This is a genomic window from Geotalea toluenoxydans JCM 15764, from assembly GCF_001311985.1.
In the GTDB taxonomy this organism is placed as follows: domain Bacteria; phylum Desulfobacterota; class Desulfuromonadia; order Geobacterales; family Geobacteraceae; genus Geotalea; species Geotalea toluenoxydans.
Window position 1 is genome coordinate 1 of sequence record NZ_BBCJ01000043.1, and the last position, 23,338, is coordinate 23,338.

Here is a 23,338-nt window from a genome sequence, read left to right on the forward strand (position 1 = left end):
TGATCTCGGCTTTTTTTCTAAAACGGGCCATTCGCTCTTTGGCATGTTTCAGGATCGTTCTGGCCCAGACAAATTCCGTCGCCAGTATCCCCAGCCCGATTGGGATGACGATGACCGCCGGGCCGGGGAGCACTATCATGGCAATGCTACTGCCATGACGATAAAGCCGGTGACGGCTATTATCAGCCGCTTCACATTCCTCAGGGTCCATTCTACCATCTGTTCCTCGCCAGTCCTTCCAGTCTGGCTATACGTTCCTCCATGGGGGGATGGGTGGAGAATAGATTCATCAGCGAGCCGCCGGTAAGCGGGTTGACGATGAAAAGATGCGCCGACGCCGGGGACGCCTCTTGCATTGGTATCATGTGGGAAGCGTTGTGCAGCTTGCGCAGGGCGTTGGCCAATGCCAGCGGGCGACCGCAAATGCGGGCACCGGTTTCATCGGCCAGGTATTCCCGCGAGCGGGACACAGCCATTTGGATCAGCATGGCGGCAATGGGAGCGATGATAGCCATTACCAGCGAGCCCATGAGACCTCCGGAGCCTTCTTCGTCGTCACCTCGCCCGCCACCCATGATTGCTCCCCATTGGAGCATGTTGCCAATCATGGAAATGGCGCCGGCGAAGGTTGCTGCAATGGTAGAAACGAGAATATCCCGGTTCTGAACATGGGCCAGCTCATGGGCCATGACCCCTTCAAGTTCATCGGGAGAAAGAATGCGTAGAATGCCTTCTGTCGCGGCTACGGCAGCATGGGAAGGATTTCGCCCGGTGGCAAAGGCGTTGGGGCTCTCCGACGGGACGATATAGACCCGCGGCATGGGAAGCCCTGCCTGGAGCGCCAACCTGCGGACCAGCCCATAAAATGCAGGATGGTCATGCTCGCCGATTTCCCGGGCGCCATACATTTTCAGGACAATCTTGTCGGAAAACCAGTAGGAGAAGAAATTCATGCGACAGCCATGAAGAAGGCGAAGACCATTCCGGTCTTGCCGCCGATGGCGCTGCCCATCAGCACCATCAGCACGGTGAGAAGGGAGAGGAGAAGGGTCGTTTTGAGTCGATTCATCGTTTTACCTCCGACGATGTGGTTTATCGCCGGGGGTAATAAAAAAGACCTTTACCCCCGGCTTGAATGCCCTGGATAAAGGTCTTGTTGACAGAAATCTGCCCCGGTTCCGCTCGTGGCCGTATTGACGGAATCCGGGTCGGCCTTTTCGGTGGCCGATAACTACTCCCCTTTATTGCTTGGTTGAAGGATAATCATTCGACTGGGGTTTGTCAACTGGTTTGACATTTTTTTCCATCATTGTAATGAATCGGCAGGAGTGGGTGGTGCAAGTTTCGTCATTCCAGATATATGTCGTAGGAACGCTGGCCAGGCCCTTTGATAGGTTTAAGCTTTCTCCTGATAGGGGCCTGGCCGATATATACCCAGCCTTCTGTCCTCTCGAAAGCCCTTATCTCCCTCAAGCTTATCAGTTCCTTGAGCAGGGATGGCGGAACCGGTTCAATGGCCCCGTCAATGAAAATTACGTTTACCATCCTGGCCATGTGTCCCCCCCGGATCAATGGCTTAAAATTAAATGTTTATAATTATACATAATCTTTTTTTGGATGCAAGAATAGAAATCGTGTCTTTTTTAAAGGGAACAATTTTACACTGAATGCATTCAGAAACTTGTTCATGGTGCCACAGCTGCACTGGAACGACCGGGATGGTGGTGGATTTTCTTTCTGGCAAAAAGCTGGAGCTATAGGGTCAGAAATATTCTACCGTGAGTAATGGAGCAAAGGACCTTTCGTCAATAGCCACGAGCCCTGCAGCAGTACTAAGGTTCTCTGCGACTAGCCGAAGCTGGAGAGCGGGCAGACCAAGGCGTTGCGCCTCGATGATCAAAGGTGTGATGTCGACGGTCACATCATTTTGTACATCGGCAGGGCCGATTGGCGGTTGAATAGTGGTTGACAGGGCAGGAGTACGAAAAAAATCACTTTCAACCAGTCGGGCCGGGTCATAGGAAATCAGGTCTATGCGAATGGGAACTGCGCCAAGAGCACCCCGAAATTCAATGCTGTTGATGAAAATGCTGAGTGTTGCAGAGTTTATAACTGCATTAGAGGGTACTGTAGATAAAGAAAAATCGAGAAATGCACGGGATTCCGAAAGTGAAACTGGATCAATACCGACAAATATTGTATCGGCTCCCTGCGTGAAGATGGTACTTGTTTGGGTGACTTCAATATCCCCGTCGAATGCCTTATTACTTAGTATATCCGTGACAAATACCTGCGGTTCAGTGCGATTACTGTCGCCACAACCGAGCAGGGCAAGGAAAAGTCCTGCCACCAATGCAAACAACATTAACCTTTTCATCAAAGCCCTCCTGGCATAACATCGATTTTCCATTAGGAAATGGTATCAGAATAACAACAAAACGAAAGGATGCCCAGGGACATTTTCAAGTTGTGCACTTTATTTGATGTATCTGGCGCATACGGGCATCTGCAACCGGCGTACTTAATGTGAATTTGGCTGTCTTTTCGGCCGCTTATAAGATAGTGATGCAGTCGTAAATTCCCCCTCTATACTTATAGGTAGATATTGCTGCCCATATCCAGGGGGATGATCATGGAGTTTCACAAAATTGCGAACATACACAATTATGAACCATTGATCGGCAGTGAAGCGTGGATCGAATTCTCAGCAAGGCCCATCGCCTGAACGACCTGCACATCGTCCACATAAATTCCACCTTTTATGGAGGAGGCGTCTCGGAAATCCTCTCTTCCCTCACGCTCCTGATGAACAGTCTGGGCATCAAAACCGGCTGGCGTGTAATTTCCGGTTCGCCCGACTTCTTTGCCATTACCAAGAAGATGCACAATGCCCTGCAAGGGAGCGATTACCACTTCACCCGGAGAAAAGTCCAGGTGTTTGAAGAGGTAATCCACGAAAACGCCATCAGGATGCATCTAAATCATGATATGGTGGTCGTCCATGATCCACAGCCTTTGCCGATCGTGGCCCATAATCGGAAGCGTGGCCCCTGGATATGGCGCTGCCACCTGCAATTGCATGATCCCCATCCCCAATTGTGGGAATATCTGCAGGATTACATTCAGATGTACGATGCGGTAATCATGTCCTTGCCTGAATACCGGCAAAAGCTGAATACGCCACAGGTTTTCTTCATGCCGGCCATTGACCCGTTTTCCCAGAAGAACCGGGAGTTGAGCGATCCTGAAATCGACGAGCGTCTCAGCCATTACAACATTCCGGTGGACCTGCCCATACTTGTACAGATATCCAGGTTCGACCGCTGGAAAGACCCCGAAGGTGTGATTCAGGCATTCAGGATTGCGAGAAAGGAGGTGCCATGCACCCTGGTCCTCCTTGGCAGCATGGCCACCGACGATCCCGAGGGGGCACAGATATACGAATCTTTACTCAAATGCCAGGAAGAGCGCCTGCTGATTCTCAGTTCCCAGGACTCGGCACTGGTGAATGCACTGCAGAGGAGGGCAGCTGTTGTCTTGCAGAAATCGTTGAGAGAGGGATTCGGTTTGACTGTAGCTGAGGCAATGCTGAAAGGAACTCCCGTCATCGGTGGCAGGGTAGGTGGCATTCCGCACCAGATTGACGATAACATAAACGGCTTCCTTGTCTCGTCACCTGAGGAGGCTGCAGCGCGCATAGTCCAGCTTTTGAAGGATGATCGGTTGCGCGAGGAGATGGGAAGGAGGGCACGGGACAGTGTATTGAAAAATTTCCTGCTTTCCCGCCTGGTGGAGCAGTACCTGGATCTTTTTTCATCCTTTCGGAGCAACTTCAGCCTTATATCTTAGTTTGGCAGGAACCCTGTCTCCGGCCCTGCCGGTCACTGAAATAATCGGGGGAACTGCTACAATTTCAAAAGCCACTGGTTGTCTGATACTCTTCAGCCTTCGCCAGATAACGGGAAAGGGAGATCGTCGTGAAAAAAACTCTCAAGATCACAGGTATTATCTTTGCGGCCATTGCCGTGCTGTTCCTGGTTGTTGCCGTCCTGGTAAAATTGCTAGTCACCCCCGAAGGGGTCAGGAAGACCGTGTTGCCCTTGGCCGAAAAGAAGCTGCAGCGCCAGGTTCAGCTGGGGGACATCAGTGTCAGTATTTTTTTCCGGAATTGTCCTGAAGAAGCTGACCGTAATGGAAAAAACAGGAGCGGATCCCTTCGTACAGGCCGAACAGGTTAAGCTGAAATACCGGTTCTGGCCCTTATTGACGGGAAGGGTGGTGGTGGACCAGGTGGTGCTCGATACGCCTAAAATCAGGGTGATCCGTTTGCCCGACGGCACTTTCAACTATTCCGATCTAATGGCAAAAAAAGAACCCGCTCCCGCGCCACAACCGACAAAAGAGGGCATCAATCTGCTGATATCCCGAGTGGCATTGCTCAAAGGTGCGGTCCACTACGAAGATCGGAGCAAGGCAGATCAGCGTTTATCTACGATATCACGGGCGTTGAAGTTGATGCCAGCGACATAGCCATGGATAAGCAGTTTCCCTTAAGGGTAAAGGCCACGGTGCCTGGTGCATCCATGGAGATGGATGGAAAAGCTGCCGATGTGGGGAAGAAACCGGCAATCGATGTCATCATCACCATCAAGGAGGCCGATATCAAGAAGCTGGCCGCCGGACTCCCTCCGCAGCTGACGGCAAAGATCAGAGCCCTTGATCCTTCGGGTGCGGTAAATGTACGATTACACTTGGCAGGGCCTGTTTCGGCGCCGAAAGAACTGCTTAAGGAGGGGGAGGTGAAACTTAACAATGTCGCTTTCACAACCTCCGGACAACGGCCATCACTATCAGGATTACTTGTGCTGAAGGGGAGTCAACTTTCCTCCAAGACCTGACATTAGCCATGGGCACCAACAAGCTGGATATAAAATTCACCGTCTCAAATCTGCTTGGCAAGCCATTGTCCGTCACCAGTTCCGTTAGTGCTGAACGCTTTGACCTGGAACCCTTTTTGAAAAAGAGCAAAAAAGCAACTGCTGCTGAAGGGGAGAAACCAGAACCCGGCCCGCTGAAAATTCCGGTTCGAGCCACCGGCACGTTCCAACTGGGGCAGACATCTTACAAGGGGTTGCCGGTTACCGGGCTGGTCCTCAGATACAGGCTGGCTGACAACATCCTGAATATCGATGAACTGAAAGGCAAGGTTGCTGGCGGCTCTTTCAGCGAAACGGCGCGAGTCGATCTTGGACAAAAGGGTTTTACCTATTCAACAACCCTGGCAATTCAAGGTGTCAAGGCGGATTCACTGGTTGCCGCCTTTGCCCCTAAAGCTGCGGGAACTGTTTTCGGCACCCTTTCCCTTAATGCACAACTGGCAGGCAAGGGAACCCAAACTGCGGCTATAAAGAAAAACATCAATGGTCAGGGCACCTACAATATCTCGCAAGGCAAACTAACGGATCAGGACTGGTTCAGAGTCTGGCACAGTTCCTGGACCTCGAACAGTTGCGGGTTGTGCAGTTCGAAAAATTCGCCGGCAGTTTCAAGATAGTCAACGGCAAAGTGATTGTCGATAGCAACATCACCGGTCGTGATGTCCATATCACACCGAAAGGAACCGCCGGACTCGATTCAAGTCTCGATCTGTCCCTGGAAACGCGCCTTGCACCTCAACTGACCAGCAGGATAACGAGAGGTGAACTGGGCAAGATGATTACCGATGAAAAAGGATGGGGAATCCTGCCCCTCAAGGTCAAGGGAACCTTTTCCGCTCCTCGGTTCCAAATCGACGTCTCCGGTGTCCGCCAGCAATTGAAGCAGAAAGGGAGGGAGAAGCTTGAGCAGACCATTCAGGAGAAACTTCTGAAGAAAAAGGAAGGTGAACCACAGCGCCCGGAAAAGGAGCTTCTGGAGAAGGGGCTGCGGGGAATTTTGGGAAAATAGTGCGGCTTATCAAAAAGAAAAGCCCTGGGTTACAGGGCTTTTTAGCTTTGTTGAAAATGGTGCGGAGGCCGGGGTCATATTAACGGTACAAACCACTAATATCTAAACATTTAACCAAGAGCAAAAGCACCGATATACCTAAAGATATACCCATTCTTTCCTTCCAATCTAGCACATCGGATGGGCACATGGGAAACCAATATCCTAATTAGCCATTTTATATTTGACGGAAAGTATGATGTGTAACGTGATGGAAACCTTTACTGGTACTCCCAATTTTACCCCATAATTTATTCCTCTAGTTGATCAAGATTGACAAAATGTTGAGATGCAGCCATGAATACTAGAGATGAGAAAAATGATTCTGACCCTCCAGACAATGCATATTCTCTGTCAGTTTGGCCGATCATTGATATAAAGTCAGCACCACGCCTTTTTTTGTATTTGATCCGGAAAGAAGGTAGATCAAGGTCATAGTCCACCCCGTTATCCCCATGCAGATTAATAGATGCGTTGACCTTGAAAAATATGCTATTGCCTGCAACCTCAGGTTGGCTTAGTTCGAGACTTATTGCCTGCTCATCACATGATAGATACTTTGCAAATTCGCGTGGGAAGTTCTCTTCAAACATATCGATTGCAGTTTTTATGGCTGTGTCCGTCGCAGCTCTTTTTTCACGCAACTCTTCGTATACTGACATTTCTGCCTCCTTGTTAAAAATTTTTCTCACGGCTGCAGATAATATCAGTTCACCTTTCCATTTCAAAGACGAAAAAAAGGGGTCTCTGTGGAAAGCAGGCTTATCTTGCCCAACTATGAAAGAATTAGCAAAGACCTTACCAGGCATGAATTTAGAGAAAAGGGAGCGGCTTATGGCAAAAAAGTAACCCGCAGCCACCGTGGGAGTTCAGGAAGTCTTTAAAAAAAGGCAGACGAGCCGGCAAAGTTTTGTAAAAGACAGGATCGAGGATTATGAAAAAAAACTGTGGCCATTTCGATATGAATAATGCTGAGGATCTTTATCAAAAAGCAGCGCACGACTACTTGCAGTTTTTCAATGATCCTGATTCATGGACTTTGGGATGTGCTCACCTGCTTTAATCATCTTCTTGAATGGATATGTCCAGAAGCTCATGGTAGGGAACCCGCAGCAAAATTCAAGGACGGCACTCGCACACAGCGTTTTTACTATCGGTTGTGGAACAGCACTGATTACAAAAACATTAAAGACTTGTGCAACAATCTCAAGCATTTTCATCATAAGGCTAGTGGACCAGACATCTCGATTGAAAAAGGCGCTAAGGCGGGTTTATTGCGGGCAGGAGATTCCCTTTCTCAGACATATTTTCTCTCGGACCACGAAGATGTGCGGGTGATTCTTATGGCGGTGTATAGGGAATACAAGGGCTACTTTGATGGCGCTTTTAAATAGACAAAAGGCAGAAACTCTTTCTTTAGATGCCCTGCAATGCTTCTTATAGAGGCCAGTTGATCTACTAACCTCTTTTAAATAAAGGGGGCTGCAGTTGGTAGCTTAGGCAGATACCCCCCAAGTACCCCAGAAAATTAACCGCCGCGCACTACTCAGCAAGATACTGATACAGGGTTTCTCTGCTAATGCCCATATCACGGGCGATCTTCGCTTTCTTTTCATTGTTGGCCACCCTGGCTTTATCTCTGCTATCCGCTCATCGGTCATTGCGCGCTTTCTCCCCTTGTAGGCGCCGGCCTGTTTGGCAATTGCTATTCCTTCCATCTGGCGTTCTTTGATCAGTGCCCTCTCGAATTCTGCGAAAGCTCCCATTACCGAGAGCAGCAGGTTTGACATGGGGGAATCTTCGCCGGTGAATGTGAGATTTTCCTTGATGAATTGAACGGCAATGCCTCTGCCGGTGAGGCCTTTGACGATTTTTCTCAGGTCGTCAAGATTGCGTGCCAGGCGGTCAAGGCTGTGAACTATTACCGTATCGCCTTCACGAACAAACTGCAGCAGGGCCGCTAGTTCTGGGCGGTTTGTGTCCTTTCCTGAAACCTTTTCCAGAAACGTCTTATCTACTGTACTCCGTCAAGCTGCCTGTCGGTGTTCTGATCTACACTGGAAACCCTCACATATCCAATTCTCTGCCCTTTCATATATGCCCCCTGACTTTTACTGAACTGTCAAAATAGACTCTAAGACTTAAAAATAAAAGTGTCAAGTAATTTTATTTATAATTTAAAACTGACACTTTCTAGCACGTTTAGTACTGTTAACCAAGGGTATACCTAAATTTGACACTTTTCCACATGCAGCAAAATGTGATTCTACCTGTTCGTGATTATCCCGAACAAAAGCTTTTAAATACAATATGTTACAAGGATTTTTATTTTGACATTAGCATTTTGTTGAAGTAGTTTCTTACAAAAATGTATAGGAGGTGCATATGGAAGATATGTCATTGGAATTGACAAAGGCAGAGACCTACGCCGATTTCCTGCGGGAAGAGATCAACAAACTTCCCCCTAATGGATTCGGCAAGTTCATCTTGTCACGGGAACAGGTTGAGGCATTCTCTTGGATGCTTGAGGACATGGGGACAACTATTTTCACAGTGAAAAAACCTTTTATCCGGATCAGAAGGAGGAAAAACAATGAGTGACGTATTGCTTGAGAGGTGGGCAAAGACCAGACAAGTGATGGAATATCACGGCATCACTGAGGAGCTGAAAAACGTGGTGCTACAGCTGTATCTACTCCGGTCTGTGGTGCATGACAAAGCCGAAGAGCATGATGATGAAGAGTTGCGCGGTGTCTGGGCGATCCTGAGAGGTATCTGTGATGGACTGGAAGACTTGACCGCTGGGCGTTTACCAGCGGATACCCTCTATTTAGGTACTGACATGAATCCTTCGCATGGAACCAGGGAAAAGCAGCATAAAATTGCAGCGAATAGCTATAGGGGGAATTGTGGAAAAAAAGTGGAGCAGGCTTGAGGTTGATCTTGTGGAAGTTGCTGAGGTGCTTGAAATGGTGCATGACGAGTTGGCTTATTCGGTTGAGCCTTCGCGTACACAAATAGACCGTTGTACTGCCGCTGTGTCGCTTGCCCTCACTCGGCTCGATACCACAACTGCCCAGGTGGTTAAGCTGGTATGCGAGCATGGCAAAAATCAGCAGACGACGTGCAGCAGATGTAAATAAGTAGGTTTAACCGCTGCCGTCTATTATCCGTTTAAAAATTAATTTGACTTCCGAGTTATGTTGTTTTACCACAGAATCACCATGGATAAACTGGGCTGTAAAAACACACCTTTGGAACTTATACAGATAATTCTCTTTGACTCTTTGCATCCTCTTTGGCACCTGCCGGGGGATTATCAGGGGGAAATCGTGCTGGACATTTATAATGGTAAGATTCACAAAAGCGTTCCGCCGGTAAAGGGTGACAAGCTTGTAAATAAAGCGTATGCCTTGCCGCTTGTTCATGCGCTTACCGGGTTTGATGGCAATTTTGTGGGTGGCATTAAAATCACCATTGCCCCCGCAGGGATGATTGATGTTACTTTTCACAATAAGGATCAGGGAGGCTCCTTTTTAGACTGGTATCCGCAATGGGAAACAGCCGAAAAGGAAAGGCTGCACAATCAAGGCATGGCGAACCGGCTGCGCAGCAAAATGCACAAGCAAATGAGCATTGAAGAGATACTCGACAGAAGAATAGGCAGCATTCATATGCTGCTTCGGAGCAAGCCATTGTTACGGCAGCTTTCCGGGACATAACGGGTGAGAATGGATTTACCGGGAAAGTTATAATCAAATACCGGAACAGGGGCATTAGGCACATAAAGATAAAAAAGCATGGTGAGTCATCGTTTACGCCCCCATCTGTCAATGTTAATCGTAAGATGATTGCACAAGTTTTAAAGACGATCCTTCCCAAAGAAGGTGAAGGTGAAATCGAATATAACCTGAATCGAGGTTTACTGAATCAGTAGTACACATAGGCGGTTGAGAATCTGCCCCTGAAACTAGGCCCGGATCCCCTCAACCATAGCCCTTACCCTTATGGTTCTCCGCCCTCATTCGGAGGGACGGCCTTTCCTTAACGGCGTGAGCGTATCGATGGTTTTTAATAACCGCCGTATGCTTGCGCCGTTTTTTTATGGCCTTGCTTCGGAGAAAAGGAGTGATGGGAATGAGTGCTGAACTACACGAAAGACTGTTGAGGTTGCCGGATGTTATTGGCGACAGGCGGCGCGGGATTGTCGGTTACTTGCCGATGTCACGCAGCCAGTGGTACGCGGGTATACAAAAAGGGGTATATCCATCTCCGTTAAAAATTGGGTCGTGCAAAGGCTCCTACTGGAAACTGTCGAGTATACAAGCCCTGATCCAGGCAGCGGAATAGGGGGCAATCATGACAAGACACGAAGACTTTAGAACATCAGACATTGAACTGGCAGCGGCATTGATGACCGCCACCAATCGGAAGCCTTTGGCGATTATGCCGGGTGTAGAGCTTGTTGAATTCATCTTTCCAGGGGATGAAGTAGTGCAGTCCGTGGTAATGAAATATGCGGCAGGTAGGCTAATTCTGGAGGTTAAACGTCTGGCGGCAAATAGGACGTGGCTTTACCGGCAAGTACAGCAGGTGAAAAAGCGTGGCAGCGAGGTGTTGTCATGAATGGAAACGAGGATATTGAACAGCAGTTCAGGGATGCCATGCAGGCTGCAGGGTGTGAACATCCAGGGCAAATCATAATGGATGGCCAGTACCACCGCTATGCTTTACCAGGTGATAAATCTAATAGTAAAAACGGCTATTATCAAGCCTTTCCAGACGGTAATCCAACTATAGTTTTTGGGTCATGGAAAAAAGACGGTAAAGGTGCTTGGAATAAATGGTCATTGAAGGAACATCGGAGCCTTACCCCAGAAGAGAGCTCCACCTACAAGCGGAACATCGAAGCCGCCAAAGCCGTAAGGGAAGCGGAATTACAACGAAGGCAGGCAGAGTGCCGAAAGAAATCAACCGAGTTGTGGAATGCGGCAAGCCCCACGGTCGCAGCGAATCACGCCTACCTTGTCAAAAAGGGCATCAAACCCTATGGGGCCCGGCAGTTGAAGGAATCGCTGCTGATTCCGGTCCGGGATGTTGACGGTGTTCTTCATGGCCTGCAGTTTGTGACCGGTGCAGGGAGCAAGACCTTTAAGAGCGGCACAGCTATTACCGGAAATTACCACGCCATCGGCAAACCTTCCGGTGTGCTGCTCGTCTGTGAGGGATGGGCCACAGGTTGCACTCTGCACCAGGTCACCGGGCATGCCGTTGCTTGCGCCTTTTCCGCCGGTAACCTGAAGCCTGTGGCCGAGGTACTGCGGAAAAAGTACCCGGACCTGCAAATGATCATCGTTGCCGACAACGACCGGCACACCGACGGGAACCCCGGTTTAACGAAAGCAACCGAGGCGGTCAAGGCAGTCAATGCACTATCGGCGGTCCCTGTTTTTAGTAACCCGGAATCAAAAGGAACCGATGCCAACGATTTAGCAAACGAGGAAAGCCCGGAAGCGGTTAAAGCGATCATCGAAGCAGCACAGGCCATATCTACACCCGCCCCTGTCCCCGATAGCCCCTTAAACGCCAAAATTGAAAGCCCTGTAGAAAAAACGGCTGCAGACAAGGCCCCAGCCGAAACCAGGTCAGAAGAATCGTCGGCAGAAACCGAGGGTACCCACGGTGATACCTGGGATGCTCCCCTTCTTTTCGGGGAGATCGACACGCCGGAGATACCGGCCCACCTTCTACCAGGATACTTGGGGGAATTCTGTCAGGCTGTTTCTGATGCCACCCAGACCCCGCCGGGACTTGCCGTCATGTTCGCCCTGGCTGCCGTTGCTGCTTGCTTGGCCAAACGTTTTGAGGTGTCACCATACGGTGATGAATATTGTGAGCCGGTAAATGTTTGGACCGTGACGGCCCTGGATCCTGGAAATAGAAAGACCGCCGTGAAGACAGCTATCACCGCGCCATTGACCGAATGGGAGCAGGAGGAAGCTGCCAGACTCAGACCGGACATAAAGCGGATCAAGCACCAGCGGGAAATAAATCAGAAGGCTATTGACCAGATAAAGGCGCGTGCAGCCAAGGCCGACACCAGCGCAGCCGGGCGAGACGATCTGCTTAAGGAAATCACCGAAATTGAGGAAGACACGCCGGATGAATTGATAGCCCCGCGTCTTTGGACAGATGACACCACTCCAGAACGGCTGCAATCACTTCTGCTAGATCATGGCGAGCGCATGGCGCTCTTATCTGATGAATCAGGGGTGTTTGAGGTCATGGGGGGGCTTTACAGCGGTGGAAAGGCAAATCTTAACGTGTTCCTTCAGGGGCACGCCGGATCATCGGTCCGCGTGGATCGTCAGGGGCGGACTGTCATGCTTCACAAACCGGCTTTGACCTTCGGGCTTACTGTGCAACCTGAAATTATTGCTGACTTGGGAAAAGGCAATAAGACCTGCTTCCGAGGAAATGGCACCCTGGCGCGCTTCCTTTACAGCCTGCCAAAAAGCAGAATAGGGACCAGGGATGTGACACAGCGGGTGGTGATAACGAAAGAGGTCAAGGAAGCCTACCGCACAGGAATCATGAAGCTGCTTGACATAGAGCCGGACCTTGACAGCAAGGGGCAAGAAAAGGCCCGTGTACTAACTCTGTCAACCGAAGCCCTGGAAGTCTGGCACCAGTTTAGTCAATTCATCGAAGACAAGCAGGGACCGGATGGGGAATTTTACAGCTTTCAGGACTGGACCAGCAAGCTCCCCGGCGCAGCCTTCGTATTGCCGGATTGTTTCATGTGGTGGAGCATGGAGCAGAAATTCCCACCATCAACGCTCAAACCATCGAACGTGCACTTGACCTGTGTGAAATTCTTATCAGCCATGCCAGGACAGCCTTTGAAACCATGGGGAGTGAGCCGGCGCAAAATGATGCGCAGATTGTGCTTCGCTGGATCATCGCCACCGGGAAACAATCATTCCGGCAGAATGAGGCGATAAAGAGCATTCGCCAATTCCGGACCATCGACCGTCTGGAAAAGGCACTTAAGATACTCACCGACAAGAATATTATCAGCGAGCCATTTAAGCGGAACAGCGGTGGTAGACCGGCGGTGTTGTACGCCGTGAACCCGGCAATACTTAACGCGGCCCAGGTAAAAGCAGGGTAGCAATTTGTGAGGGAAGGGCAATTTTTCCTTCCCTCTTTTGTACCTTTCGTACCTTTTGTACCTGACCACAGGGAAGGGGGGAAGGTACAGAAAAGGGCTTTTGTCCCATCGGGCAGGGCTTTTGTACAAATGCAGGGTACAAAAGAGCATGTGTAAAATCACTGGGTTACAGGGTAAAAAAGGCTTTTGTACCATTTGTACCTTTTGTACCCGGTAGGGAGATAGGGAAATGGGATGGAGAGAAACGAAGTTGCCCGGTTCATCGTCAGCGGCAAATTGCAGGAATGAGGAAAAGGACCGCCAAGGTACTTATATGAAAGCGTCATTCGATGCTGAAGAGTATCGGAGATCGATTGACACCCTTATTGCGAAGATGAGGCAGCATAACCCTGGCGGTGATTGTTGGCAGTGGGTACAGCAGAACCTGAACGACAAGTGGCGACAACTGATGCAGTCTTTACGTGAGATTGACGCGGCTTTCGAGCGGCAGCACCGGACTCAGGTTCAACAAGCGATCAACCGGACCGGGCAGCTGTATCAGGAATGCGTTTCTGCCTGGAGACGTGCAGCCGGTAGTTAAAATAATCGTGAAAAACCCTGCAAAACCCAACGCAAATAAGGGATTACGGTCACGAATATATATAAATATTGAAAGTAAAAATCATTATTATTATATTAGCTACGAAATACACAAAACGGAGACAAAAGGCGACGAAATCAGCCAGTTATCGGGTGACGGCAATACTGGCGGGCAAGATTGAAGGTGATTCGGAAAAGTTTAGCAAGGGAGGGAACGGCTACATGGATACATCATAGCTAAGACGGGTACAAAAGGCACAAAAGGTACAAAAGATATTTTAACGCTGTAAGTTATCAATTCTATTTAACAATTTTGCACCTAAGCATTCAACAGAAGTTCAGACCAATGGTACAAAAGCCCTGCTAACCAGAAAAACAGCCACCTGGGGGCAGGGTACAAAAGGTACAAAAGCCACTACAATAAAGGAGAAGAAGCATGACCCCTCAAGAACTATCCAACGATATTTATGCCAAGGTGAAGGAGTTGCAGGCCGAAGTACAGGAAGCCATGCAGCGCATGGAGAGTATCGCCGCGTTGCCTTATCTGTCGTGGTACAACTTTTCATCAACACCGGCCTTTGAGCCACAGCGGGCGGGGACCATTACCCTTGCCGACCTGCCGGAGTTGAAGAAATCAACCCTCAGCCTGGACCTCTCCAGCGATAAGCTGGAAAAATACCGCTCCCACATTTGGCAGGCTGCGACCTGGACACCCTGCAGAAGAAGCTTATGGAATACATTGAGACCGGCGGCGTCGGGATTGAACAGGCGGTGCAGGATGCCATTTTCAACCAGGGGAGAGAGCGAGACCTGCAGACCTTGCGGGATGCTATGGACATGGCCGGGGCGAGGACCGGGGCGAAAGGTTGCCGCTATCCCACTTCCATGACCAAGGCGCTGCAGCGGGAAGCGATCACCACCTACCAGAATGCAAAGGCGGACCTGAACCGGGAAATAGTCAGGATCATGGCCGACCTGGCACAAAAGAATGTGCAAGCTTCCATTCAGGCCGGTATTTCCATTGAGCAGTTGCACGCGGACTTTGCTATTAAGTTTTCTGCACTGCACCTGGACAATGCGCGGTTGATTATCGAGAAATTCAGGACTGAGCAGGACGCCTACGTTTCCGAGTTTGAAGGGACGCTCAAGGGCATCATGGCAAACATGGAGGTGCAGAATGTAAACGGCAACCTGGAACTGAGTTATCAAGAGAGCCTGCGGCAGAAATGGCAGATTGAGGCGAACATCCTTTTGGAAAAAGGCAAAGCGCAGGTACAGCAGGCAGAGCAGGCCAATAACGTTAAAATCGCTGCTTCGCAAAACCTGATAGCCGCCACAACAGGCATGATGCAGAGTCTTTCAAATAACGCCGTAACGGTGATATCCGAGAAAAAATAAGGGGGGAGTACCATGAAGAAAGGAATCAGCAAGGAATGGATAGGTGCCATGAAATCTTTAAAGTCTATGTCACCAGAGGAAAGAGCCACCCCGAGAGGGTTGCAGATGGTAATCCAATGCCACCGGCATGCCCCGGAGGAATTGAAAGAAAGGATGCGGCCGGGACTTCATGCCTTGGTTGCTCAGTTCAGTGAACTGCTTCCAAAACCTACCCACTGCGACGGAGAAGGCTTTATGGTGCATACCACTGAAGAGCTCGCAAGCGTCACCGGACTGGCCATAGAGGATATGCAATTCCTGCTTGATGAAGTGGCGCGGGCTTACCCTGATGATATTGTCAAGGAGGTCCATCGGATGCAGTAAAGGAGAACCGGCCGCCTCGGGAAAAGGTGAGCCGGTTTTTTCTTTTTTCAGTCTTCTTGCAGGGGCATAACCCTTTTCATTCTGGCGGACAAGTAGTACAAGTAATTGTGAGAATATTTAAACGCCGGAGGAAACAATGCCCAATTATGCGGAAATGTCGAAAACGCTGATCCAGGACAAGAATCCGTTAGAGCTGAAACGCATGCAGGAAGAGGGAATATTGGACGAAGTGCTGCAGGAGGCACAGGCAACCTTCAGCCACCAGGAAGCGGACATAGTGAGGGAGATGACCGAAGACCTGTCGGCGGATCTACCATATCTGCAGAGGGTGCAGGCAATGAACCGCGCTCAAAGCGTGGCAAGGGAAATAGCAACCGCGGATATGGCCGAGTTTTGGCAGTCAATCAAGTAATGGTGAGAATATCTAAACGACGGAGGGGACACCCCTTTATGCGGAAATAAATTCAATCATTTGCTTCACCACTTTGCGCCCGTGGGTCATCTTCCAACATCATATCCAAAAAGCTTGGCAAAACGATCTGCTATAACCTCGGCTTCTAGGAGTTCTGTTTTCAACGTACCGCGCCATGAAGCACCCCCCGTCGAATCTTTTCCAAGTTCCGCGCGCTTTTTGTCAAGTCGCTGTCCTAGCCACACCCAAAACTCTTCTTTAGCTTCCATAGTTTCATCCCCTATGCTGACTTACTTTTAAAAGGTAGAACCTTCGCCCCTGCCTTCAGCCCATCCAAATAATCCGCCCATGTCTGCATCATCTTGCGGCGCTCGGCAAGGTGCGCCGTCCGGTTGTAGGCGCGCCCGTTGGGGTCCTTTACTGCATGGGCTAGCTGGTGCTCTATGAAGTCAGGGCGGACCTGCAACACTTCATCAAGGATCGTCCGCGCCATTGCCCTAAAACCATGCCCTGTAATCTCAGCCTTTTCAAATCCCAGGCGTCTCAATCCTGCATTGACAGCGTTTTCGCTCATGCAGCGAAGGGGCGAACGGTGCAGGGAAACACGTACTTGCTGTGCCCGGTAATCGGGTGCAAAGCTTTTAGAATAGCAACAGCCTGCAGAGGGAGAGGAACCAGGTGCGGTTGCTTCATTTTCATCTTCTCGCCGGGGATATTCCATTCTTCGGCTTCAAAATCAATTTCGGTCCATTCCGCGTGCCGGAGTTCCCCTGGACGAACAAAAAGCAGGGGGGCAAGTTGCAGGGCACACTTGACGACGAATGAGCCTTGAAAACCATCTATGGCTTTCAGAAGAGGTGCAACGTCTTTCGGGTCGGTCGGTGCCGCCATGTGCCCATATTTCACAGGTGGCAATGCTCCCCGCAAATCCGCAGCCGGGTCACGTTCAGCTTTGCCGGTAGCTATGGCATAACGGAAGGCATTGCTGCAGTGATTTCTTACCCGGTGTGCCGTGTCCAATGCTCCCCGTGATTCCATCCGACGAAGAACGACAAGCAATTCAGGCGCCTTGATCTCAGACACCGGTCTTGATCTTAAATATGGGAAAACCTCTTTTTCCAATCGATCAAGAATGGTGGCAGCATGAACTTGCGACCAGGTGGCCTTGTATTTTGTGTGCCACTCAAGGGCCACCAGTTGAAAAGAATTAGCGGCAAGCTCATTCCTTGCGTCTTTTTGTGATTTCTTATACTCGCCAGGATCGATGCCGTTGGCTAAAAGCCTCTTTGCCTCATCCCGCGTTGCCGAGCATCTGCAAGGGTGACAGCCGGGTAGATACCAAGAGCAAGAAGCTTCTCTTTTCCGGCAAATCTGTACTTCATCCGCCACAGCTTTGATACTGGTAAAGCTTTACCTTCCTTGTCAAACTTCTTTCGTCCAATAAGGAGGTACATGCCACCACCATCAAATAATGTGGAATCCTTTTCCTGTGGCTTTGCGTTCTTCACCTGCACGTCCGAAAGGGGCACAATTTGCTTAGGCATGGCTTCCCTCCTTGTTTGGGTATATGAGGTTCCAACAAGGGTATGTCTACACCTACCACTATACCCAAAAATGATGGATTTCAATATACCCAAAAGGACACTAATGGACAACGCAAAAAGAAAAGGCCCTGATTTCTCAGGGCCTTTCAAACTGTCGCGTACTTCCTTGGATTATTTTATGGTGCCGGAGGCGGGGTCGAACCGGCATGGGATTGCTCCCGCTGGATTTTGAGTCCAGTGCGTCTACCAATTTCACCACTCCGGCAGAAATTGTTCGTGGATTATAGCCAATGAGTGCATGACGGTCAAGCATAAAAATTGAAAAAAAAGATTGACACCTGAAGACCGGTTTGCTATAAAAGGGATTCTTGAATGGGGCTGTAGCTCAGTTGGGAGAGCGCTTGAATGGCATTCAAGAGGTCGACAGTTCGATCCTGTTCAGCTCCACCAAAAAACCAGAGGGTTTACGTGCAAACGTAGGCCCTTTTCGTTTATCCAGGCAAGCAAATTAAAAGGGGCGATGGTATCCATCAGCCCTTTGCTACCCATGACTTAGCCGTTTTAACAGTCACTGAATCATTCTTCCTTGTTGATCCTGATTACCTGCAGTACTCCCGGCATCGCCTCCAGATCGGCCGGTTCCAGTTTTTCGGTATCGCCTATTACGCCGATGATGACGCGGTTTGCGCCGGTTGACTGGTGGATGTCGAAGTTCCTGTTGATCAAATACTCCTTGATGTGAACCTGGGCCGATTCATCTGCACTTTTCTTCATGATTATCAGCATCGATCATTCTCCTCGGACAGAATCTGTTGCCGCGTCATCAGCCTTTCCAGACGGCGCGATTCGTCTATTACCCTCTCGAACAGCCTGACAATGGCTGATCGTCCAAAGGTCCGGGGTTTTCTGCTTTCATGCGCTGGAAGATCTTTTTCTCTCGGGAGGATCATAGACGGGGAGGGCAAGCCCTTTTTTGATCTCACCGATCTTCAGGGCCAGACCGGCCCGTTCATTGAATATCCGCAGCAGTTCGTTGTCCAACTGGTCAATTTTTTCCCTGTAATCATCTATCTGCATAGAGCTCCCCGAGCATAAGACTTTCAGAATTGCTTTTTGACGAAGGTGTCTTTTTTCCAGTGGATATCGTCCCGGTCGGCATAATCGATGTTGTAATGCAGCCCCCTGGATTCCTTGCGCTGCCGGGCACATCTGACGATCAGTTCAGCGACCGTGGCAATGTTGCGCAATTCGATGAGATCAGAAGTTACAATGAAGTTCCAGTAGTAGTCTTCAATTTCTTCCTGGATCAGTTTGATCCGGTGCATGGCCCTTTCCAGACGTTTGTCGGACCGCACTATGCCCACATAGTTCCACATGAAGCGGCGGATTTCGTCCCAGTTCTGGGAGACGACCACCATCTCGTCGCTGTTGGTGGCAGTGCCGGAATCCCAGACGGGGATCTCTGGAAACCGGAAGTCATGGGCTTTCAGCTGCTGCACGGCATGGGCATAGGCACGGCCCGCATAGACAGCAGCTTCGAGAAGAGAATTACTGGCCAGACGGTTGGCGCCGTGCAAACCAGTAAATGCCACTTCACCAATGGCATAGAGGTGCTGGATGTCGGTTTCAGCGTTGGTATCAACGGCAACACCTCCGCAGAGATAATGAGCGGCCGGCACCACCGGCAGCCCCTCCTTGGTCATATCCAACCCGTATTCGAGGCAGGTCTGGTAGATATTGGGGAAACGGTTCCTGACATACTCCGGGTCCTTGTGGGTGATGTCGAGAAATACACAGTCATCCCCATAGGTTTTCATCTCGTTGTCAATGGCACGTGCCACGATATCCCGTGGCGCCAGATCCTTCAGATGGTGGTATTTCTCCATGAAGCTGTGCCGTCACGACGGCGAAGAATGGCGCCTTCACCCCTGACAGCTTCTGAAATGAGGAATGATTTTGCATTGGGATGGTAGAGGGTAGTGGGATGGAACTGCATGAACTCCATATTGGCTATGGTCGCACCGGCGCGATAGGCCATGGCGACACCGTCTCCTGTTGCCACATCGGGGTTGCAGGTATAAAGATATACCTTGCCGGCACCGCCAGTTGCCAAAAGAGTGATCTTTGCCTTGAAAGTTTTCACCTGGCCGCTGGCTATATCCAGGACATGGGCGCCGATGCAGCGATTGGGTTTGATCCGCTTGCGCAGGATCTTCGATTCAGTGATCAGATCGATGCCGATATGGTTTTCATAAATGGTGATATTTTCATTGGCCCTGGCAGCAGCCACCAGCGCCTCTGGATCTCGCGACCGGTTATATCCTCAGCGTGAAGGATTCGCCTCTGGCTGTGCCCCCCTTCACGGGTCAGGTCATAGGTATCGCCGCTGGTGGTGAATTTGACCCCCCAGTCGATAAGACTGCTGATCACCGCCGGGCCTTCTTCCACAACCATCCTTACCACATCCTCGTGGCAGATGCCTGCACCGGCAACCAGCGTGTCTTCCACATGGGCATCAAAGGTATCATCCTTGGAAGATACGGTGGCGATACCGCCTTGGGCATAATTGGTAGCAGATTCCGATATGTCCCTTTTGGTGACTATGGCGACCTTGCCATGGGCCGCTGCCTGAAGGGCAAAGGACAAACCGGCAATGCCACTGCCGATTACCAGAAAATCATTTTCAAATTTCATGCTAATCTCCTCCCTGTTCCGGCAGTGCTGTGTTTGCCGAAAACCACAGGATTATTGACCCCCACTTCCATTTTGTCAAGGTATTTTAAGGTGTTAACGGATAGCGTCGGCAGATTAATGCTTGAATTATCATTGCTTATGTTCTATAAACATTAATGATGAATTGAGCTGCTTGTGAAAAGAGGGTGGGAATAAATGAACAAGCTGTCACTGTGGGTCGTTGCCTTTCTGGTTGTCACATCCACAGCCATGCCGGTTTTGCAGATATCTACAAATATGAGGATGATGAAGGGGTTCTTCACTTCACCGATGCCCCCACCGATAAGCGTTTCAAGATCTTCATGCGGGATCTGAAGAAGGACAAACGGTTGCGCACGACTTTCAGGCTGGCCGGCTGCGCCCGGAACCCAGAGGAGTTCGAACCTATCATCAACGAATGCTCAATTAAATATGGCGTGGACAAGGCGTTGGTAAAAGCGGTGATTCATGCTGAATCTGGCTATAATCCCACGGCTGTCTCCTCCAAGGGTGCCCAGGGATTGATGCAGCTCATGCCTAAGACCGCCCAGGGATTGAAAGTTGCCAATTCCTTCGATCCCGCCGACAATATCCGGGGTGGAGTAAAATATTTGCGATTTCTCCTGGATACCTTTAAAGGGGACGAAGCCCTTGCCCTGGCAGCATATAATTCCGGTCTGAACAGGGTGGCAAAGTATGGAGGGATTCCTCCCTACCAGGAAACACGCAATTACGTGACAAAGGTACTAAATTATAAAAAGAATTACGAATAAAGGTTTCCACATGCCCACCACTGCAAAAGACTCCATCCTTAACCTGCCGAACATTTTGACCCTACTCCGCATAGCTGCCATACCACTTCTGGTGATACTGCTGCTCTCTCCTTCCAGAGAGGCCGGTTTCTGGGCCGCTGCGCTTTTCGCCATTGCCTCGATCACCGACTGGCTTGACGGCTACCTGGCACGGCGCATGGGTATCGAAACGGTCTTCGGCAAGTTTCTCGATCCCATCGCCGACAAACTCATCGTCATGGCGGCGCTGATCATGCTGCTTCCCTACAACCGGGTGCCGGCCTGGATGGTGCTTGTCATTCTTGGGCGTGAAATAATCATTACCGGCCTGCGAGGTGTCGCATCAACCGAAGGGCTTGTAATTCCGGCAAGCAATCTTGGCAAATTCAAAACAATTTTTCAGATCGTTGCCATTCTGGGGCTGCTGCTCCATTATGACTACCGTTGGTTTTTCGCCATAGACCTGCCGATCCTGACGGTCAACATGCACAATATCGGCATGTTTTATCTCTGGATTGCCACCATCATAACCATTTGGTCAGGTGTGGACTATTTGGCGAAATTCTCCCGGGTAATTGCTAAATGAGGGTTTTATTCCGAACATCTTCCATGACAGAGATCTGATTTATTCGTTGACACTGTGATCAAAACCATGTATAAGACGTTCTTGCTTTACCGGTCCACACCAAATACGGCGGCGTAGCCAAGTGGTAAGGCAGAGGTCTGCAAAACCTTTATTCAGCGGTTCAAATCCGCTCGCCGCCTCCAATAATAACAAGGGGTTAGCTATTCAGGCTGATCCTTTTTCTATTCGTGGAACATTCATGGGAACATCTTGCGAGCTGGTCCAGCGGTACAAGGCAGCCCCCCGAGTCGGTCTACGACGCGGCCTCAAAGCAGTTGATCGTCAGGCTGTTCCACGGGATTTCATATCCGTTCGCTTGTGGAGCAGGAACACAACGGCACCAAGCACGACAGCAACCCCGAGAGCCCACCCCCCGGTCGAACTCTGGGTGAACTGTGGCAGCGTTACCTTCCCGAAGTCCGGCATTGATTTGAACAGCGGCTGGAGCTTCGGGAAAAGCGCAACATAGGCGCCTGCGCCGCACAGCATGCCAATAACGCCCACCATTGCATCACGGCGCCCTTCGCCGCTGGCTGCGACGCTAGTCCCCGGGCAGAGCCCGAAGACCGCCATCCCGATTCCGAAGAGGGTGCCGCCGATGACGACCCGCGCGACGGATGCGGTCTGAATGTGGAGCGAGGCGATTCCCGCAGCGACCAGAATGTTGACCCCGATGGTACCCACGGCAATGGCGGTCCCCATGATCTTGAATACGGTCCAGTCCTTCAGTAACAGCTGCCCCAGGATGACCTGGAACTTGGCCACCTGCCCCTTCTGCAGCAGCACCCCGAAAAGGATACCCGTCACCAGTCCTAGGAGAAGCTTCGACGGTTCGTCAAACATGATTGCGTCCCTCCTTTCCGTAGATGAGGAAGGCGGTTCCAACGGCCACGGCAAAAATGAGCGGCGCGAACATCCAGCTGGAGAGGGCAAGCTGCAGCGCTCCGCTGATGCCGTGGCCGCTGGTGCACCCCTGGGCGATGCGTGCTCCCAGCATCATGATGAAACCGCCGCCGAATGCCCCGATGTATCTACGTATCGGACTGTCGCCAAAGCGCCAGCGCCAAAGTGGCGGCACTCGCTCCGGGCTCCGGTCGCCTGAGAGCTTGGAGCCGGCAAAGGCGCCAAGAAACACGCCCACCACTAGCATCCACTCCCAGTCGACCTTCGGCGACTTGTTCTCCCGTGCTTTTTCCGCAAAATAAGGGTTCGTTTCAGCATAACCTGGAACAGCCGCTTTTCCCGCGAGGCTGCGGTATACTCGAATGCCGTGGTTATGCCGATTTGCCTGTCGGCGGTCGCAAAGCTGAACCAACTCAGCACACCGATCGCCGCTCCGACCAAATAGGGGGACCAGGCTTTTCTTCTGAGAAGATTCATAGGCACCTCCTCCTCAAGCTTGATAAATCAAGTATATCAAAAATGTCCAATGCCAAAGGGCCCTTTGGCTTCCATATGCTTTGTCCCAAAGTTTTCCACATTAGGGTGAGTCATCGATTGGCAATATCAGGTACAGGGCCTATTATTAGCGAAGGGGCCAGTGTTTATACGTTCCTCTCCCGGCCCATCGGTGAAATTGACGTCAGGCGTCTTGGGTCAAGGGTGGCGGTGGCACATTGGCCTATTGTGGTAGCACTTTGCGTGGTAGAGTTAAAGGGACTGTTTTTTCGGTGCAGGATTTGCCGGGCTAGCCGGTTGGTGCAGATAACCAGCCAAAAATCGAGCGAATAAATGTACAACCTTAAAAAAAACAAA

31 protein-coding genes, 3 tRNA genes and 5 pseudogenes are annotated in these 23,338 nt (G+C 50.4%); 22 read left to right on the plus strand and 17 right to left on the minus strand.

Going from position 1 to position 23,338, the window contains the following annotated elements:
- From JCM15764_RS19595 to JCM15764_RS19610, 4 genes and pseudogenes are all read right to left on the minus strand, one after another.
- A partial coding sequence (locus JCM15764_RS19595) for a PGPGW domain-containing protein (RefSeq protein WP_243689457.1) occupies positions 1-211 on the minus strand: 211 nt, incomplete at its 3' end.
- Position 212: 1 nt separating this feature from the next.
- Positions 213-1,069, minus strand: a pseudogene (gene htpX, locus JCM15764_RS19600) (zinc metalloprotease HtpX).
- A gap of 278 nt (positions 1,070-1,347) precedes the next feature.
- A complete protein-coding gene (locus JCM15764_RS19605) occupies positions 1,348-1,554 on the minus strand; it encodes a GSU3473 family protein (RefSeq protein WP_012647918.1) in 207 nt (68 codons plus the stop codon).
- A gap of 208 nt (positions 1,555-1,762) precedes the next feature.
- On the minus strand, positions 1,763-2,377 hold the full coding sequence (locus JCM15764_RS19610; RefSeq protein ID WP_054698576.1) for a hypothetical protein: 615 nt from the start codon (positions 2,375-2,377) through the stop codon (positions 1,763-1,765).
- Positions 2,378-2,691: 314 nt separating this feature from the next.
- On the opposite strand from JCM15764_RS19610, the gene JCM15764_RS19615 reads away from it, so the two are divergent.
- The 6 genes from JCM15764_RS19615 to JCM15764_RS19640 all read left to right on the plus strand — a co-directional run bounded on the left by JCM15764_RS19615 (position 2,692) and on the right by JCM15764_RS19640 (position 5,946).
- Positions 2,692-3,849, plus strand: a complete 1,158-nt coding sequence (locus tag JCM15764_RS19615) for a glycosyltransferase (protein WP_243689458.1) — start codon at positions 2,692-2,694, stop codon at positions 3,847-3,849.
- 128 nt (positions 3,850-3,977) lie between these two features.
- The gene (locus tag JCM15764_RS19620; RefSeq protein ID WP_054698577.1) at positions 3,978-4,238 is read left to right on the plus strand and encodes a hypothetical protein; all 261 of its coding nucleotides are present in this window, start codon (positions 3,978-3,980) and stop codon (positions 4,236-4,238) included.
- Positions 4,192-4,530, plus strand: a complete 339-nt coding sequence (locus tag JCM15764_RS19625; protein ID WP_243689459.1) for a DUF748 domain-containing protein — start codon at positions 4,192-4,194, stop codon at positions 4,528-4,530. The genes JCM15764_RS19620 and JCM15764_RS19625 overlap by 47 nt, the downstream gene beginning before the upstream one ends.
- Positions 4,531-4,532: 2 nt before the next feature.
- Positions 4,533-4,898, plus strand: a complete 366-nt coding sequence (locus tag JCM15764_RS19630) for a hypothetical protein (protein WP_054698585.1) — start codon at positions 4,533-4,535, stop codon at positions 4,896-4,898.
- An 8-nt stretch (positions 4,899-4,906) separates the two neighbouring features.
- Positions 4,907-5,554: an AsmA family protein gene (locus JCM15764_RS19635; protein WP_054698595.1), complete on the plus strand. Its 648-nt coding sequence runs from the start codon at positions 4,907-4,909 to the stop codon at positions 5,552-5,554.
- Entirely contained in the window at positions 5,518-5,946 is a 429-nt protein-coding gene (locus JCM15764_RS19640; protein ID WP_054698597.1) for a hypothetical protein, read from the plus strand. The genes JCM15764_RS19635 and JCM15764_RS19640 overlap by 37 nt, the downstream gene beginning before the upstream one ends.
- Positions 5,947-6,236: 290 nt before the next feature.
- Here JCM15764_RS19640 and JCM15764_RS19645 read toward each other — a convergent pair whose 3' ends face one another.
- Positions 6,237-6,845 carry a hypothetical protein gene (locus JCM15764_RS19645; protein WP_243689460.1) on the minus strand — a complete coding sequence of 203 codons (609 nt, stop codon included), beginning with the start codon at positions 6,843-6,845 and terminating at the stop codon, positions 6,237-6,239.
- Between the two features lie 159 nt (positions 6,846-7,004).
- Here JCM15764_RS19645 and JCM15764_RS19650 point away from each other — a divergent pair, with 159 nt between their 5' ends.
- Positions 7,005-7,379, plus strand: coding sequence for a hypothetical protein (locus JCM15764_RS19650; protein ID WP_054698601.1), 375 nt, complete (start codon positions 7,005-7,007; stop codon positions 7,377-7,379).
- Positions 7,380-7,527: 148 nt separating this feature from the next.
- On the opposite strand, the gene JCM15764_RS30430 is transcribed toward JCM15764_RS19650, so the two are convergent.
- Positions 7,528-7,611, minus strand: a complete 84-nt coding sequence (locus tag JCM15764_RS30430) for a helix-turn-helix domain-containing protein (RefSeq protein ID WP_439645354.1) — start codon at positions 7,609-7,611, stop codon at positions 7,528-7,530.
- 116 nt (positions 7,612-7,727) lie between these two features.
- A pseudogene (locus tag JCM15764_RS30435) lies at positions 7,728-7,988 on the minus strand (recombinase family protein); the annotation flags it as partial.
- A 382-nt stretch (positions 7,989-8,370) separates the two neighbouring features.
- Between JCM15764_RS30435 and JCM15764_RS19660 the strand changes: the two are divergent.
- From JCM15764_RS19660 to JCM15764_RS19705, 11 genes and pseudogenes are all read left to right on the plus strand, one after another.
- Positions 8,371-8,586, plus strand: coding sequence for a hypothetical protein (locus JCM15764_RS19660; RefSeq protein WP_054698603.1), 216 nt, complete (start codon positions 8,371-8,373; stop codon positions 8,584-8,586).
- Positions 8,579-8,920 carry a hypothetical protein gene (locus tag JCM15764_RS19665; protein WP_054698606.1) on the plus strand — a complete coding sequence of 114 codons (342 nt, stop codon included), beginning with the start codon at positions 8,579-8,581 and terminating at the stop codon, positions 8,918-8,920. The genes JCM15764_RS19660 and JCM15764_RS19665 overlap by 8 nt, the downstream gene beginning before the upstream one ends.
- Entirely contained in the window at positions 8,895-9,128 is a 234-nt protein-coding gene (locus JCM15764_RS25355; RefSeq protein WP_243689461.1) for a hypothetical protein, read from the plus strand. The genes JCM15764_RS19665 and JCM15764_RS25355 overlap by 26 nt, the downstream gene beginning before the upstream one ends.
- Before the next feature lie 81 nt (positions 9,129-9,209).
- Positions 9,210-9,707, plus strand: a complete 498-nt coding sequence (locus JCM15764_RS19670) for a hypothetical protein (RefSeq protein WP_054698608.1) — start codon at positions 9,210-9,212, stop codon at positions 9,705-9,707.
- Between the two features lie 637 nt (positions 9,708-10,344).
- The gene (locus JCM15764_RS19680) at positions 10,345-10,611 is read left to right on the plus strand and encodes a hypothetical protein (RefSeq protein WP_054698612.1); all 267 of its coding nucleotides are present in this window, start codon (positions 10,345-10,347) and stop codon (positions 10,609-10,611) included.
- Positions 10,612-10,688: 77 nt separating this feature from the next.
- Positions 10,689-12,832, plus strand: a pseudogene (locus JCM15764_RS19685) (DUF3987 domain-containing protein); the annotation flags it as partial.
- Positions 12,833-12,931: 99 nt separating this feature from the next.
- Positions 12,932-13,159 (plus strand): hypothetical protein, encoded by a 228-nt coding sequence (locus JCM15764_RS25360; protein ID WP_243689462.1) that lies wholly within the window; start codon positions 12,932-12,934, stop codon positions 13,157-13,159.
- Between the two features lie 229 nt (positions 13,160-13,388).
- Entirely contained in the window at positions 13,389-13,739 is a 351-nt protein-coding gene (locus JCM15764_RS19690; RefSeq protein ID WP_054698615.1) for a hypothetical protein, read from the plus strand.
- Positions 13,740-14,467: 728 nt separating this feature from the next.
- Positions 14,468-15,136, plus strand: coding sequence for a hypothetical protein (locus tag JCM15764_RS19695; protein ID WP_243689463.1), 669 nt, complete (start codon positions 14,468-14,470; stop codon positions 15,134-15,136).
- Positions 15,137-15,148: 12 nt separating this feature from the next.
- Positions 15,149-15,499 carry a hypothetical protein gene (locus tag JCM15764_RS19700; protein WP_054698619.1) on the plus strand — a complete coding sequence of 117 codons (351 nt, stop codon included), beginning with the start codon at positions 15,149-15,151 and terminating at the stop codon, positions 15,497-15,499.
- Positions 15,500-15,635: 136 nt separating this feature from the next.
- Positions 15,636-15,911: a hypothetical protein gene (locus JCM15764_RS19705; protein WP_054698621.1), complete on the plus strand. Its 276-nt coding sequence runs from the start codon at positions 15,636-15,638 to the stop codon at positions 15,909-15,911.
- 86 nt (positions 15,912-15,997) lie between these two features.
- Here JCM15764_RS19705 and JCM15764_RS19710 read toward each other — a convergent pair whose 3' ends face one another.
- The 5 genes from JCM15764_RS19710 to JCM15764_RS19720 form a co-directional block, all read right to left on the minus strand.
- Complete coding sequence (locus JCM15764_RS19710) at positions 15,998-16,180, minus strand: hypothetical protein (protein WP_054698623.1); 183 nt, start codon at positions 16,178-16,180, stop codon at positions 15,998-16,000.
- Between the two features lie 11 nt (positions 16,181-16,191).
- Positions 16,192-16,485, minus strand: coding sequence for a tyrosine-type recombinase/integrase (locus JCM15764_RS30440; RefSeq protein WP_439645351.1), 294 nt, complete (start codon positions 16,483-16,485; stop codon positions 16,192-16,194).
- Positions 16,482-17,105 (minus strand): tyrosine-type recombinase/integrase, encoded by a 624-nt coding sequence (locus tag JCM15764_RS30445; RefSeq protein WP_439645352.1) that lies wholly within the window; start codon positions 17,103-17,105, stop codon positions 16,482-16,484. The genes JCM15764_RS30440 and JCM15764_RS30445 overlap by 4 nt, the downstream gene beginning before the upstream one ends.
- Before the next feature lie 80 nt (positions 17,106-17,185).
- On the minus strand, positions 17,186-17,419 hold the full coding sequence (locus JCM15764_RS30450; RefSeq protein WP_439645353.1) for an Arm DNA-binding domain-containing protein: 234 nt from the start codon (positions 17,417-17,419) through the stop codon (positions 17,186-17,188).
- 215 nt (positions 17,420-17,634) lie between these two features.
- Positions 17,635-17,720, minus strand: a tRNA-Leu gene (locus JCM15764_RS19720).
- Positions 17,721-17,829: 109 nt separating this feature from the next.
- Here JCM15764_RS19720 and JCM15764_RS19725 point away from each other — a divergent pair.
- Positions 17,830-17,905: transfer RNA gene (locus JCM15764_RS19725), tRNA-Ala, on the plus strand.
- Between the two features lie 126 nt (positions 17,906-18,031).
- Here the strand turns inward: JCM15764_RS19725 and JCM15764_RS19730 are convergent.
- The 3 genes and pseudogenes from JCM15764_RS19730 to nadB form a co-directional block, all read right to left on the minus strand.
- The gene (locus JCM15764_RS19730) at positions 18,032-18,241 is read right to left on the minus strand and encodes a hypothetical protein (protein ID WP_012647914.1); all 210 of its coding nucleotides are present in this window, start codon (positions 18,239-18,241) and stop codon (positions 18,032-18,034) included.
- Positions 18,235-18,532 (minus strand): annotated as a pseudogene (locus JCM15764_RS19735) (chorismate mutase). Before JCM15764_RS19735 ends, JCM15764_RS19730 begins: the two are co-directional and overlap by 7 nt.
- A gap of 23 nt (positions 18,533-18,555) precedes the next feature.
- Positions 18,556-20,149, minus strand: a pseudogene (gene nadB / locus JCM15764_RS19740) (L-aspartate oxidase).
- A 212-nt stretch (positions 20,150-20,361) separates the two neighbouring features.
- On the opposite strand from nadB, the gene JCM15764_RS19745 reads away from it, so the two are divergent.
- The 3 genes from JCM15764_RS19745 (at position 20,362) to JCM15764_RS19755 (ending at position 21,726) form a co-directional block, all read left to right on the plus strand.
- A complete protein-coding gene (locus JCM15764_RS19745; RefSeq protein ID WP_054698625.1) occupies positions 20,362-20,940 on the plus strand; it encodes a lytic transglycosylase domain-containing protein in 579 nt (192 codons plus the stop codon).
- Between the two features lie 10 nt (positions 20,941-20,950).
- A complete protein-coding gene (pgsA, locus tag JCM15764_RS19750) occupies positions 20,951-21,544 on the plus strand; it encodes a CDP-diacylglycerol--glycerol-3-phosphate 3-phosphatidyltransferase (RefSeq protein ID WP_054698627.1) in 594 nt (197 codons plus the stop codon).
- Between the two features lie 107 nt (positions 21,545-21,651).
- Positions 21,652-21,726, plus strand: a tRNA-Cys gene (locus tag JCM15764_RS19755).
- A gap of 139 nt (positions 21,727-21,865) precedes the next feature.
- On the opposite strand, the gene JCM15764_RS19760 is transcribed toward JCM15764_RS19755, so the two are convergent.
- The gene (locus tag JCM15764_RS19760) at positions 21,866-22,426 is read right to left on the minus strand and encodes a YeeE/YedE thiosulfate transporter family protein (protein ID WP_054698629.1); all 561 of its coding nucleotides are present in this window, start codon (positions 22,424-22,426) and stop codon (positions 21,866-21,868) included.
- A complete protein-coding gene (locus tag JCM15764_RS25365; protein ID WP_243689464.1) occupies positions 22,419-22,727 on the minus strand; it encodes a YeeE/YedE thiosulfate transporter family protein in 309 nt (102 codons plus the stop codon). Before JCM15764_RS25365 ends, JCM15764_RS19760 begins: the two co-directional genes overlap by 8 nt.
- Between the last annotated feature and the right edge of the window lie 611 nt (positions 22,728-23,338).